The sequence below is a fragment of the Curtobacterium sp. CFBP9011 genome, assembly GCF_034045095.1.
GTDB lineage: Bacteria > Actinomycetota > Actinomycetes > Actinomycetales > Microbacteriaceae > Curtobacterium.
This window is the reverse complement of the sequence record NZ_JAXCWN010000005.1, coordinates 143,436-156,111: the sequence shown is the minus strand read 5'-3', so window position 1 is coordinate 156,111 and position 12,676 is coordinate 143,436. Positions and strand designations below refer to the sequence as shown.

Annotated in this window: 12 protein-coding genes; 3 read left to right on the top strand and 9 right to left on the bottom strand. The window is 66.3% G+C overall.

The window, feature by feature from the left end; all coding sequences use genetic code 11:
* Positions 1–104: 104 nt before the first annotated feature.
* A complete protein-coding gene (locus tag SOM35_RS12120) occupies positions 105–1,232 on the top strand; it encodes a glycosyltransferase family 4 protein (RefSeq protein ID WP_320515575.1) in 1,128 nt (375 codons plus the stop codon).
* Positions 1,232–2,377: a glycosyltransferase gene (locus SOM35_RS12115; RefSeq protein ID WP_320515574.1), complete on the top strand. Its 1,146-nt coding sequence runs from the start codon at positions 1,232–1,234 to the stop codon at positions 2,375–2,377. Before SOM35_RS12120 ends, SOM35_RS12115 begins: the two co-directional genes overlap by 1 nt.
* Here the strand turns inward: SOM35_RS12115 and SOM35_RS12110 are convergent.
* Genes SOM35_RS12110 through SOM35_RS12070 form a run of 9 tightly spaced genes read right to left on the bottom strand, consistent with a single transcriptional unit; the run spans position 2,355 to position 11,797 of the window.
* The gene (locus tag SOM35_RS12110; protein WP_301222163.1) at positions 2,355–2,849 is read right to left on the bottom strand and encodes an acyltransferase; all 495 of its coding nucleotides are present in this window, start codon (positions 2,847–2,849) and stop codon (positions 2,355–2,357) included. The genes SOM35_RS12115 and SOM35_RS12110 overlap by 23 nt on opposite strands.
* Positions 2,840–3,715: a glycosyltransferase family 2 protein gene (locus SOM35_RS12105; protein ID WP_320515573.1), complete on the bottom strand. Its 876-nt coding sequence runs from the start codon at positions 3,713–3,715 to the stop codon at positions 2,840–2,842. Before SOM35_RS12105 ends, SOM35_RS12110 begins: the two co-directional genes overlap by 10 nt.
* Complete coding sequence (locus SOM35_RS12100) at positions 3,712–4,731, bottom strand: glycosyltransferase (protein WP_320515572.1); 1,020 nt, start codon at positions 4,729–4,731, stop codon at positions 3,712–3,714. The genes SOM35_RS12105 and SOM35_RS12100 overlap by 4 nt, the downstream gene beginning before the upstream one ends.
* Positions 4,728–5,537 carry a glycosyltransferase family 2 protein gene (locus tag SOM35_RS12095; protein WP_320515571.1) on the bottom strand — a complete coding sequence of 270 codons (810 nt, stop codon included), beginning with the start codon at positions 5,535–5,537 and terminating at the stop codon, positions 4,728–4,730. The genes SOM35_RS12100 and SOM35_RS12095 overlap by 4 nt, the downstream gene beginning before the upstream one ends.
* On the bottom strand, positions 5,534–6,841 hold the full coding sequence (locus SOM35_RS12090) for an oligosaccharide flippase family protein (RefSeq protein WP_320515570.1): 1,308 nt from the start codon (positions 6,839–6,841) through the stop codon (positions 5,534–5,536). Before SOM35_RS12090 ends, SOM35_RS12095 begins: the two co-directional genes overlap by 4 nt.
* Positions 6,838–7,938, bottom strand: coding sequence for a glycosyltransferase (locus SOM35_RS12085; protein WP_320515569.1), 1,101 nt, complete (start codon positions 7,936–7,938; stop codon positions 6,838–6,840). The genes SOM35_RS12090 and SOM35_RS12085 overlap by 4 nt, the downstream gene beginning before the upstream one ends.
* Positions 7,938–9,392: a sugar transferase gene (locus SOM35_RS12080; RefSeq protein ID WP_320515568.1), complete on the bottom strand. Its 1,455-nt coding sequence runs from the start codon at positions 9,390–9,392 to the stop codon at positions 7,938–7,940. Before SOM35_RS12080 ends, SOM35_RS12085 begins: the two co-directional genes overlap by 1 nt.
* 2 nt (positions 9,393–9,394) lie before the next feature.
* Positions 9,395–10,339, bottom strand: a complete 945-nt coding sequence (locus tag SOM35_RS12075) for a beta propeller repeat protein (RefSeq protein WP_320515567.1) — start codon at positions 10,337–10,339, stop codon at positions 9,395–9,397.
* A gap of 15 nt (positions 10,340–10,354) precedes the next feature.
* Positions 10,355–11,797 carry a tyrosine-protein kinase domain-containing protein gene (locus SOM35_RS12070; protein ID WP_111074851.1) on the bottom strand — a complete coding sequence of 481 codons (1,443 nt, stop codon included), beginning with the start codon at positions 11,795–11,797 and terminating at the stop codon, positions 10,355–10,357.
* Positions 11,798–11,953: 156 nt separating this feature from the next.
* Here SOM35_RS12070 and SOM35_RS12065 point away from each other — a divergent pair, with 156 nt between their 5' ends.
* Positions 11,954–12,676, top strand: a complete 723-nt coding sequence (locus tag SOM35_RS12065; protein ID WP_320515566.1) for a CPBP family intramembrane glutamic endopeptidase — start codon at positions 11,954–11,956, stop codon at positions 12,674–12,676.

The window sequence follows — 12,676 nt, the reverse complement described above, 5'->3', positions numbered from 1 at the left end:
CACGCCTCGCGGCAACAGATGTCGCGCGTGAAATCCTCCCCAACGCAGTACGAGCAGTGCCTTACATGGGCAACGGGTCTCCCTCAACCCCGCATAATCGACCCATGCATCTAGTCGTCGTCAGTCAGTCGAGCACGTTCGGTGGGGCGGAGCGCTACCTGAACCGGCTCTTCTCACGCCTCCGGGTCGCCGGCGACGAACCGCTACTCGTCGGGCACGTACCGGGATGGGACGAGGAGGCGCTCCGCCACGTCGATGTTCGTCTGGGTCCGAAGTGGTCGAAATCGACCATGATCGGCGGCCTGTTGCGCCTTCCCGCCGAACGTCGGCGCGTGGTTCGAGCCGTTCGTGCTCGAGAAGTCGATCTGTTCCACCTGCAGTTCAAGCGGGAGCAGATCGGATTCACGAAGGCCCTTGCGAAGCTCGGTCCCGTCGTCTGGACCGAACACGGACAGTTCCTGCAAGGCGTTTCCGGTCGGCTCCTGGCGTCCCGGTACAGAGTCGCATCGCGGTACGTCGCCGCCATCATCTGTGTTTCGGAGGCTGTGGCAACGGATGTCCGCGCGGTTGTAGCCGACCCCTCTGTCGTGCATGTGATCGAAAACGGCGTCGGAGACGGTTCCTCGACTCCAGCGACGGCCGCGGCTCGGACCGCGGCTCGTCAGCGGCTCGGGGTGGCTGAGGACGTTCCGGTCGTCCTCTGGATCGGTCGCCTCCACTCGGCGAAGCGGCCGGAGATGGCGGTCCGACTGGCTGGCGAGTTCGAAGGGGTGGTGCTCATCGCTGGCGAGGGGCCGGAGAGGGCGGCGCTGGAGCGAACAAGTTCCTCGTTGACGAACGTCCGGCTGCTGGGACACCTCGACGAACCCGAGCTTGCATACGCGGCCGCAGACGCAGTGTTCTTCACGTCATCGAGTGCAGCTCGGGAAGGCCTGCCGACCACGCTCGTCGAAGCTGCGTCCCACGCGCTTCCGGTCGTTGCGGTCGCTGACACAGGCCTCGATGAGCTCATGACAGAGCTCGGTGCGGAGGTCGCTCCGAGCGGCAGCGGCCCCCACGAGTGGGCGCGCGCGATACACCGAGCGACGGCTGAGCGAGAGCGCAGTAGATCGCGCATGGTTGCGTGGGCAGGACGACATTCGGAAGAATCCTGGGTCGGAGCACACCGAGCCCGCTTCGAGTCCACTCGCTCGTCGTGGACGCTGCGGTCGCAGCGGACCGGGAGTAACTGATGGACGTTTCGATCCTCGTGCTCGGCACGGCCGATTGGAACCAACCGATCGCTACCAACCAGCATTACGTCGCGCGGGAACTCTCAGCTCGGTGGGATGTGTCCTACGTCGAGTCGATGGGCCTACGGAAGCCGGAGCTACGGCCCAGCGATCTGAAGCGGATGCTGCGGCGCATCGGATCAGGATCTGCGGGCACATCGTTCGAACGGCCGACGAACGGCATCAACGTCCTGCGTCCGCTGGTCCTCCCAATCCACACGGGCGTCAGCAGGATCGTCAATCGTCCCTTGCTCCACAGACTCGTCAGCAATTGGATCGCGCGGCCAGGTCGACGACTCCTCTGGACCTACACGCCCAACACCTACGGTCTCGAACGCTTCGCCGACGCCACGGTTTACCACTGCGTCGATCTACTCGGTTCCGTACCTGGCATCAACGCAGAACTCATCGCGCAACAAGAACGACGTCTCGCAGGAGTGGGGGTCACCGCCGTTGCGAGCAGTGAGGTCGTCGACACACATCTGGCCGCAGTCGGCTTTGACTCTCGACGCCTGTGGCTCAACGTCGCCGACGTCGAGCCGATCGCCCAGGCAGTTCACCGAGGGCGCCCCCGTGTGGAGCGAGCGGTCTTCGCCGGGAACCTGACGGTGAGCAAAGTCGACTTCGAGCTGCTGGAGGGGCTGCTGAAGCGTGGAGTGCGACTGGACCTCGCCGGGCCGGTGTCAGAGGGGGGAGGGTCCTCGGCACGCGCTGTCGAGAAACTGGTTGCGGCTGGTGCGACACACCATGGACACCTGGACTTTGCATCGCTCAGTGAGCTCTACGCGCGTTCGACGGTCGGTTTGATCCCCTACCTCATCAACGAGTACACGGTAGGTGTCAACCCGTTGAAGACGTACGAGTACCTGGCAGCGGGCCTGACTGTCGTGTCGACGCGGGTCCCAGCTGTTTCAGCGGTGTCGGGGCACGTCACTGTCGCAGCAGGTCCGGAGGAGTTCTTGCAGGCTGTGGTTGCCTCGACCGGAACTCCTTCTGCGGAGAGCCTCGATGTGAGAGCAGAGCTCGCAGACCGTCACTCCTGGACCCGCCGCGGCGCAGAGGCGAGGGGCCTCGTCGACGAACTCATGCGAGATCGCGTTTCCTGACGGCCGGGACACCCGCGTACAGCCCGTCGGAGGCACAGTCGCTCGTGACGACGGCCCCGGCGGCGATCACGCAGCCTGCACCGATCGTCACACCCGGAAGGATCGTTGCCCGGGCACCGATCCAGGTTCCCGGCTCGACGTGGATCGGCTGACCGATCGCGCGACCAGCCCGTCGTTCTCGCGGGCCGAGTTCGTGAGTACTCGTGATGAACGTGACGTGATGCCCGACGTCGCACCTGGGGCCGACGACGATCTTCGCCGAATTGTCGAACACGCAGCCGTAGTTGACAGTCGTCCCGGGCCCGATCTCGATGTTCTTCCCACCGAACCAGCATCCAGGCGCGACCGATACCCATCCCGGGATGGTGACGCCCCAGGCCCGCAGCAGCCGCCATCGAACACTCCGCGGCACGACAGGGCCGTTGAGAAGCCCGTTGATCGCAGCGTCACGCCACAGACGATTCAGTCCCAAGGCACGGCTCCGTACTCTCTAGTGATGACGCGTCGCTGTCGACCAGCGCGACTCAGAACTCCCCGGAAGAACTGCGCCAGGCTCACTCGGATCGGCCGGTATGCGGGCTTTCGCACGATCAACACAAGGCGCCACAGGAAATCGAGCGCCGCGGCCGGCAAGCCGTACCACTTCCAAGTGAAACGGACGTGCGCGACTTCCCTCTCGGTGACACTCCACCGAGAGCCAACCTCGGAAGAACTTCCACCGCCTTCGGTGACGACCGTGACAGAGTCCGCAACGCCGATCAAGCCGCCCGCTCGGGTGATCCGACGATGGAGGTCGATCTCCTCAGTGAACATGAAGAAGAACGGATCGAACCCTCCGGCGACTTGGAACCACTTCGTCGGGAGCACCATGCAACAGCCCGCGATCGATTCGACGGGTTGCGCCCCGGAGACATCCACGTCGCGCCGTCGGGCCAAAGGAGAAGCAATTGTTCCCCGCTCGGCTCGCGCGTAGTTACCACGAGAGTCCCGGACCCGCGGGCCCACACACGCTGCGCCGACGCGGTCGGCTTCGACCGCGAGCGCGTGGAGATCTTCGAAGGTCGTTTCGACGTCCGGGTTGACGAACGCCAAGAAGTCGGTGTCAACGGCGGATGCGCCGATGTTCGAGGCGGTACCGAAACCGACGTTCACCGGCACTCGTCGAAAGACGGCATCGAAGCGTTCTGCAACGGCTCGAGAACGTTCTGCGTCAAGCGATCCTGAGTCGACCACGACGACCGAATCCATGGGCCCACGGCCGTGGCCAAGGCGCTCGAGGAAGCCCTGCAGCACCTGCGATGACTCGTGCGACACGGTGACGACTGTGAGTGAGGTCATACGATCGCCTCCAGGAAGATCTCTCCGACGCGAAGCCAGTCGGTCATGTGGACGTTCTCGCGGTTGTACGACATCGACTCCTGCCGGAACCTCTCGTCGGTCAAGAGTGCGCGTAGTGCGGCTGCGAGCACATCGACGTCTGTCGCGTCGATCGCTTGTCCGTCTGGAGCTCCAGAGAAGCGCGCACCGAGGTTGGAGTGATTGCCCACCACCATGGGCACACCGGCCGCGGCCATGTCCATCGCTGGAATGCAAAGGCCCTCGTAGAGAGACGGCTGGACGTAGCCGTGAGCACCGGCCAGAAGCGCTGCGTACGCCGCGGCGGACAGTCCACTCGCTATCTCCACCGAGGCCGGGCGTCGAAGACGGGACCGGGCGCGATCGAGTGCGTCAGAGTCATTGCCGGGGCGGCCACAGATGATGAGGCGTGCATCGAGGTCGTCAAGGGTTCCCCAGGCGTCGACGAGCTTGGGCAGGTTCTTGTGCGGCTCCTGGGCTGCGATGCAGAGCAGGTACGGATCATGGCGCTCAGGTCGCCACTCGATGTCGTGCACGGCTTCGATCGGCAGGGGAGTTACCCGATCGTTGAGGCCTAGTTGCGCCATCCGGTCCGCGGTGTAAGCCGAAACTGCGAGCGCTCTTCTTGCCCGGCTGGCGTACCGAGTCGTGGCTGTGATCTTCGCGGCGTCACGATAGAGCGTGGGCTCGTCGATGAACCCGACGTCGTGGAAAACGGGAACGCTCTGCACGGGGGATAAAACCGGAATCGTCTGCCGCGGGACCACGATGCGGTCGAATCGACCTCTGAGCGCGGTGAGCGGCAGCCAGGCGTGCATGAAGAAGCGACTTGGCAACTGGACATCGGATTCCGCGTGCGTGGTCCCGACTGTTGCGACCGTCACGTCTACGCGCCCCTGTTGCTGCAGCGATCGGAGTCCCTGCAACAGACCAGACGCAACGTCTCGCACCCCGCTACTGCCGCCTTCCAGAACTCGGCCGTCCATCAGCAGTTTCATCGGCGCAGACCGATCCGTCGAAGGGTGGTGCCCGCCTGCTCGAGCACGTCTGCGGCCAGCGCAGCAGCCCAACCTGACTTACCGAGCCACCGTCGTGCGTAACGCCGTCGGCTGCGCCGGTTCGCGCGGAGGAGCACCGGGCTCGTCTTTGCCCCGTGGCCTTGGTCATGCACCGCCGAGACAGACCCTGCGATCACGACGTCCCATCCGAGTTCTCGTGCCCGCCGGCAGATGTCGACGTCTTCGTAGTAGAGGAAGTAATCGGATGAAAATCCGTGAACCTCCCGGAAGGCATCGGTGCGCCAGAGCATGAACGCTCCGCAAAGCCAGTCGACCGAGATCGTACGACCACCATGCTCGACCTCGACAGCGGTTCTACGGAGGATCGTCGATCTGGAAGGGAAGAAGCGCGCGGACGAGACAGGAGTTCCGTCCGAGCGAGCAAGCTGAACCCCGATCACACCCAACCGGTCGTCGTCGAACTGGTCGAGCAATCGATCGAAGACATCGGTTCCGAGTCCCACATCCGGATTCACCACTGCGATGAACTCAGAGTGTTGACACTCCTCGTGGACGGCCCGGTTCACAGCCGCGCCGAACCCGACGTTCGAGGCGGACTCGATCAGCGTGACCTTCTCCCCGACGATCCGGCTCCGGACTCGTGCCGTCGAGTCGTCCGACGAATTGTTGTCCACCACGACCACGCGATCGACGTGGTCCATCGCGAGCAGGTCCTCGAGAATGCGATCGACGAACCGTCCAGAGTTGTAGGTGACAACGATGGCGGTGACTGTCCTGGGGTTCATCGCAAGCTCCTGAGTGTCGAGATCATGGCGCGGGGTCCGATGAAGCAGAAGCTCCGGATCGGAGCAGCCTGGATGTGTCTGCGAGTGAGCACGATGAGTACGGCGAGGCTCAACAGGTTCCCGACGCCCGTCGCAGTCGCCGCGAGGACCAAGCCTCCTGGGCTGAACAAGAGGAGGATCATCGCCGCTGTCGTGACCAGGGCAACGACTTCCCCGACGAGCGGCTTCCCGGGCTTCCCTGCTCCGTTGAGGCTCTGTGTGAGTACGACGACCCCTGCGAGCGGCACTTGCGCGGCGAGCAGCACGAACATGGGAGCCGCCGCCGCCTGGAACGCCGAACCGAGCAGGACGAAGATGAGCAGCGGCACCGCCGCCGCCACGACGAGGGCCAGGCAGGCGATCAGGAGCATGGTTGACGCGCACGTGCGCGCCACATGTGTGACATCGCCCCGGGCAACGCGATTGCGATTGGGCATGGCGACCGCGTTCGACACTGCGTTCAGCGTTGCAGCCAACGTCGTCGAGACTGCGTAGAGCCCGACCTCCTGCGGTCGGGCGATCGCCGAGACCATGAGCAGGTCGATCCGTTGATTGACCAACGCGGTCGCTCCAGCCAGCCAGCCTCTGGCTCCGAACTTCGCCGCGTCGACGATGAGTTCGCGCCCGAAGCTGCTTGCTGGTCGGGCAAAACGTCTGACCATGTACGTCAGAGGGCTGAAGACTGTGGTCGCGATGAGGATCAGACCGACCAGGAGCGGCGAGGCGTCCACGTGCAGGAAGAACAGCGCGGTGAGAACGACGAGCGCCGCGAAACCCGGGAGCGCGCGAACGACTGCCGAGGCGAGCCACCGCCCGCTTCCGATCGCGACACCCGTCAAGGTCGAGCCGAACACGAACAACGGGACACTTGCGGCCCAGGCGACGAAGAGCCACCACACCTCGGTTTTCCCGTCCGCCTGCAGCCCGGCCAGGAGGATGTACGGGAAGAACGCCACCAGCCCGATGGCGACACCAGCCACCAGAGCGAGTCTCGACAGGGACCGAGTGTCAGTTCCCTTCGCGGCTCGTCGAGCTGCGAAATCCGGCAGTCCGAAGCTCAGCAAGATCGCGACGATTCCAGCGGGGACCATCGCCATCGCAAGTTCACCTCGCCCGGCTGGGCCGAGAAGACGCGCCTGCAACGTCGCAGTTCCGAGTCCGAAGAGGGTCGAGGCGGCGCTCGAAGCGAGCAGCGTCGCGCTGGGGTGGCGGGCGACACGGCGCACCCCACCACCGAAACGGTTCAGGAGACCAACCCCGCTCATCCTCCTGAGACCCAGCGCCGCAGTTCACGGGCGAACCGTTCAGTTCCGAACTGCTCTTCGACGTGACCTGCCACATTGCGAGTGTCGAGCCGCTCGGCTCGGCGGACGGCATCCGCGAACGCAACCGGTTCGACTGACGGTGACACGACGCCGCCACTCACGGCTTCAACACCCTCGCGCGCACCGCCCTCTGCACCGACGACCACGGGAGTGCCGACTGCCATCGCTTCGAGCGGCATGATCCCGAAGTCCTCGACTGCGGGGAACACGAACACAGAGGCGCGGCGGTACAACTCGCGTAACATCGCGTCCGACGGTCCGACGACGACCCACACGGGCACCGTCGCGGCGTCGGCCTGCGCACGAAGCGCGGGCAGTTCCGGCCCTCGCCCTGCAATGACCACCGGTCGCTTCAACTGTTCAGCGGTGGCGATGACGAGATCGAGGCGCTTGTAGGGCACGAATCGCGACGCACCCAGTAGAAAGCCTTCCGGAAGCGACGCCAGCAGTTCTCGCTCACCTGCTTCAAGCCCAACGGGCTCCGCCGTTGCGAACGTGGTGTCGACCGGCGGGTGGAGCACCCTCGCTTCTTGGTGCCAGACCTGCGCAATACGACGACGGATGTAGTCGCTGTTTGCCGCGTACTGCACTCCGCCGTTCACGAAGCGTCGGTCGAAGGTCCGGACAAGTGAAGCCGACGCCTTGACAAGAAGCCCGGCTCCTCGTGAATCTTGGTCCGCTGCGTAAACGGTGCGCATCGGCGTATGGATGTACGCGAACTTCGGCGTCGATCCCATCGCGTCCCGTCCGCCGACATGGTGGGCAAACACGTGGGAGCTCGCGAGCACGAAGTCGTACGGAGCGGTGTCGACCCGGGTCCAGGCTGACGACATGAACGGCAGTGCGAGCGCCTTGTGGCGCCGGAGCGGGGTCTTCGCCAACCACGACTCGTGCACAGTTCGGCCGGGGAACCGTTCGGGCGCATCGCTCCACAGTGTCTGGATCGCAGCATCGGGGAACACTGCAGACATGGCTTCCGCCACGTTCTCCGAACCGCCATGTGCAGCCACCCATTCGTGCGCGATGAGCCCCGGCATCAGAAAGCCTCTTTCCCCGGCGCCAACACCGCTCGCACCGTCCGCCACAGGATGACGATGTCCCCGGTCAACGACCAGTTCTCTACGTAGTAAAGGTCAAGCCGGATGGCGTCTTCCCACCCGAGCGACGACCTTCCGCCGACCTGCCACAGGCCGCTCATGCCGGGCTTGAGCAACAGCCGACGGCGTGCTGCGGCGTCGTAGAGCGCGACCTCGCCCTCGCGCTGGGGCCGCGGTCCGACCAGGCTCATCGAGCCGAACAGCACGTTGAACAGCTGCGGGAACTCGTCGAGCGAGTGTTTGCGGAGCACGTGACCGATCGAGGTGATGCGCGGGTCGTTCTCCACCTTGAACAACGGAGTGTCTCCCTTGCCCTGCGCTGCGAGGAGCGCGACGAGCTCGTCGTCGGCATTGACGCGCATGGACCGGAACTTGAGCATGTCGAACGGCTGGCCGTTGAGGCCGACGCGCTCCTGGCGGTACAGCACCGGGCCCGCACTGGTGAACCGCACGGCGAGTGCCAACACGATCAACAGCGGCGACAGGGCGATGATCAGCAGCGCCGATCCGGCGACGTCGAACGCACGCTTCATGAAGAGCGTGGTGCCTTCGTAACGGGGCATTTCGACGTGGATCAGCGGCAGGCCGGCGACGGGACGCGTGTGGATGCGCGGGCCGTTGATCTCGGTCAGGCTCGGAGCGACGATCAGGTGCTCGCGCCCGCCCTCGAGTTCCCAACTCAGTTCACGCACCGCTTGCGCGCCCAGGTCGTCCGAACTCGTCACGGCCACGGTGTCGGCACCGATGCTGCGCAGTGCGACGACGGCGTCGCTGATCCGTCCGAGGATGGGGACCCCGGTCGTGCCGAGCGTCCCGCCGACGGGACCGGTCGGGACACAGGCGCCGACGACGCGGTAGCCCTCTTCTGGGTGCCGCATCAGTTCGCGGGCGATGTGCTCGACTGATCCGGTGGACCCGACGAGCACGACCGTGGCGGAGTAGCGGCCGCTCCGGCGCTGTGCGTTGAGCCACTGGCGCCACATCCAACGCGTCAGCAGCAGGAGCAGGACGCCGAGCGGGAACGCGATGAAGATGTACCCGCGGGCGATCTCGAGTTTGAAGGCATACGCGACGATCGCCACGAGTGCGAACAACCGGATTGCCGAGTCGACGATTCGTCGGTACTCACCGGCGCCGGTGCCGATGTAGCGCGGATCACGGGTGTCGTAGAGCGCCAGCACGATCAGCCAGGCGACGACGATCAGGATCGAGACGGCCGAGTACCCAACGGCCAGGTCGGCCGAACTGCCCGCGACCTGCCGGCTGTCGAACCCGAACCACGCGATCTGCACGCCGAACGCCACCCAGATCAGCGCAAGCGCGTCGGTGATGACCAATCGACGGGCGTAGGTGTTCTCCCAGCCGAGCTCCGGTCGAGCGGTCCGTTCGGTCACCGTCACCACGAAGCACCACCGTCCGCAGACACCGCGACCGTGTCGCCCGACCAGGCCCACAGGTTCTTGTCTGCCAGACCGATCGCGACCGGCCCACTGCTCGCGCCCCCCGTCCAGCATCCGACGGGGCTGACCGTCGACGAGGCAGTCACCTTCACGGCCGCCAGGCTCGCGATCTCGACGCCGGCGCACGTCGCACCGCCGGTGCGCGCGAGTGTGTAGGTGTTGCCGGCGTCGGCGATGGACTGGATCCCGCCGATCGGTGCCGTCACCCACGACCCGGTCCCGCTCCGCCAAGCGATGGCGTCCGCGCATGCGACGAGCGTCGTGTACTGCCCCTGGTAGGCGTCGACCGGGTCGGCACACGGCGAGTCGACGCGGCCGCTCTGCAGCTGCAGGGCGGCGTCGCTGACCCCGGCACCGGCGGCGCCCGGCTGACCGGCTGACCACGTGGCACCGTCGTCCGTGCTCGTTCGGACGGTCATGGCGCAGTCGTCGCCGACCCCGGTCAGGATCGAGACGCCGCTGGTGGTGGCACGCAGCCCCGTCAGGGTGCGCACGTCGTCGCCGAGGGCGACCGCGACCCAGGTCGCCCCGCCGTCCACCGAGTGCTCCAGCACCGGCTTGTCAACGGAACACGACGTACTGGAGGCTCGCCATGCCTCCTTGCCGTCGATGGCGGACAGCAGACGGCGGGCTGACGCAGCGTCTGCCGCACCTGCCGACGCGCTGGGCGTCGGGGACGCGCTCTCGCTGGAGCGCGGAGAACTGGAGAAGGTCGGGATCGGGCCCGCCGGGTCACCGGAGTTCGGTGCGGTGCGTCCCAGGGCGAGCGTGACGAGTGCGATGTCGATGACGACCAGCACGACGATCACGATGGCGACCCAGACCAGGGTCGTCCGCGTGAGCGACGAACCGAGGTTTCGGGTCCCCCGGCGAGTGTCCATGTCCCCCGACCTCACTCAGCGCTCGGCGCGACTCAGGGCGCCGAGCTTCTTCCCGCCGCGCTTGGGCGGCTTGACCTTCGGTGTGTCCTCGTCCTCGATGCCGTAGCCGTACCCGTAGCCGTACCGGCCGTAGCCGTAGGCACCCGGGCCACGGACCGGCATCATCGTGATGACGAAGCCGGCGATCGGCGCGCCCACGCTCTCGAGTGCGGAGACCGCAGCGGCGAACTGGCCCTTGTGCGTCTTGCCCGAGGCCACGGCGACGATCGCACCGGAGGCCTTCTTCGCCAGGATCGCGGCGTCGGTGACCGGCAGCAGCGGCGGGGCGTCGAACAGGACGTAGTCGAACTCGCCCTCGAGCCGCTCGATCAGGTCCTGCATGGCGCGGGACCCGAGCAGCTCGGACGGGTTCGGCGGGATCTGTCCGGCCGGCAGGACGACCAGGTTGCCGCGGCCCCAGGGCTGGGCGACGTCCTCGAGCTCGGCGCGGCCGATGAGCACGTCGGTCAGACCGGCGTTGGTCTCGACGTCCATGTACTCGGCGACGCGGGGACGGCGCAGGTCGGCGTCGATGAGGATCACGCGGAAGCCTGCGCTGTCGAGCGCGATCGCCAGGTTGGCGACCGTGGTGCTCTTGCCCTCGGACTGCACGGACGACGTCATCACGAAGGTGCGTGCGCCGGTGCCGATGTCCAGGAACTGCAGGTTCGTGCGGAGCGTGCGGAAGGACTCGGCGCGCGGGCTGCGTGGGTCGACCTGCACGATCAGCGGACGTTCCGAGGCCTTGCTGTCGAAGGCGATGCCACCGACGACCGGCTTGTCGCTGATCTTCTCGACGTCCTGCTCGGTGCGCACGCGGTTGTCGAGCGTCTCGCGGAGGACGGCGATACCGACGCCCAGGGCGAGCCCGACGAGCAGGCCGAGTGCGACGTTGACCGGCACGTTCGGGCTGACCGGGACGCTCGGCACGTCGGCCTGCTTCACGCGGGTGAGCTTGACGCTGCTCTTGCCGTCGGCGTCGGTGGCCTCGATGTCCTCGACGACGTTGGTCAGGCTCTGCGAGGTCGCGTTCGCGATGTTCGCGGCCTGCACCGGGTCCGTGTCGTTCACGCTGATCGAGATCAGGGTCGTGCTCGTCGGCGCGGTCGCGGACACCATCGTCGCGAGCTGGTCGGCGTTCATGTCGAGCTGGAGCTTCGAGATGACCGGCAGCAGCACGATCGGCGTCGACACCAGGTTCGAGTACGTCAGGACGCGCTGCTGGGTGAAGGTGTTCCCCTGAGCCAGGTCACTCGCGCTGCCCGAGGTCTCCGTCGAGACGAAGACCTGCGCCGAAGCGGAGTACACCGGCTTCTTGAGCAGGGAGAAGCCCGCGGCAGCGGCAACTCCGACGAGTGCCAAGACCAGGATGAGGACCCATCCCTTACGTAGCACGGTGATGTAGTCGCGTAGTTCCACGCGGCCCGCCTTCCCCGACGATCCCGCCGCTCGCCCGTGGTCCCAACACGAGTGCCCGGGGATGTCCCGGTGTACGGCATTCAAATAGTGCCACATGATCGAGCAACGCTCGGCTGTATCGGCCGTTCTGGGCCACCCGTCCTCTACGGTGAGCCCATGAGCACCGAGTCCGACGTGACCCACGCCGAGCCCGACACCAGCCGTCAGCGGGACCTCGTGATCCTGCTGGTCGCGCTGGGGGTGGCGGTGATCCTGGCCCGGGTCGCGTCGGGGTTCAACACCGCCGGCAAGATCCAGCCGCCCGTCATGCAGGTGCTGGTGGCCGACTTCGCCGTCTGGCTACCGCTCGTCGCGGGCATCGTCTGGGTGCTGCGCCGATCGGCGAGCACGGACCGCGCGGCCCGGCTGCGCCTGGGACTCGGTGACGCGATCTTCGCGATCGGGATCGTGATCCTGTGCCGGGTGTTCGACGTGTTCCTCGGCCTGGCGTTCACGGGTTCGACGGGCCTGACCCCGGCGCCGACGCTCGGGACCCCGGACGAGACGCTGCTGATCGTGTCGGCCACCGGGATCGTGCTGGTCAGTCCGTTCCTGGAGGAGGTCTTCTTCCGTGGGCTGTTCCAGCGCCGGATGGCCGCCGAACTCACCCCGCGCACGCGGTTCCTGGCCGTGTTCCTCACCGCGTTCCTGTTCGCGGTCCTGCACGTCCTGCTCGGTGCCGGCGGGACGCAGCTCGAGGGCTTCCGGGTGTTCCTGACGATCTTCGTGCTCGGGTCGCTGACCGGCACCCTGGTCGCGATGACGAACCGCATCGGCGGCGCGATCATGGCGCACGTGCTCTTCAACGCGGTGGCGGTCGTCGCGACCTGGCCTCGCTGA

Excerpts from the sequence above, each read along its gene's own strand:
- SOM35_RS12120 (WP_320515575.1), top strand. The coding sequence starts at position 105 with ATGCATCTAGTCGTCGTCAGTCAGTCGAGCACGTTCGGTGGGGCGGAG.
- SOM35_RS12115 (WP_320515574.1), top strand. The coding sequence starts at position 1,232 with ATGGACGTTTCGATCCTCGTGCTCGGCACGGCCGATTGGAACCAACCG.
- SOM35_RS12105 (WP_320515573.1), bottom strand. The coding sequence starts at position 3,715 with ATGACCTCACTCACAGTCGTCACCGTGTCGCACGAGTCATCGCAGGTG.
- SOM35_RS12100 (WP_320515572.1), bottom strand. The coding sequence starts at position 4,731 with ATGAAACTGCTGATGGACGGCCGAGTTCTGGAAGGCGGCAGTAGCGGG.
- SOM35_RS12095 (WP_320515571.1), bottom strand. The coding sequence starts at position 5,537 with ATGAACCCCAGGACAGTCACCGCCATCGTTGTCACCTACAACTCTGGA.
- SOM35_RS12090 (WP_320515570.1), bottom strand. The coding sequence starts at position 6,841 with ATGAGCGGGGTTGGTCTCCTGAACCGTTTCGGTGGTGGGGTGCGCCGT.
- SOM35_RS12085 (WP_320515569.1), bottom strand. The coding sequence starts at position 7,938 with ATGCCGGGGCTCATCGCGCACGAATGGGTGGCTGCACATGGCGGTTCG.
- SOM35_RS12075 (WP_320515567.1), bottom strand. The coding sequence starts at position 10,339 with ATGGACACTCGCCGGGGGACCCGAAACCTCGGTTCGTCGCTCACGCGG.
- SOM35_RS12065 (WP_320515566.1), top strand. The coding sequence starts at position 11,954 with ATGAGCACCGAGTCCGACGTGACCCACGCCGAGCCCGACACCAGCCGT.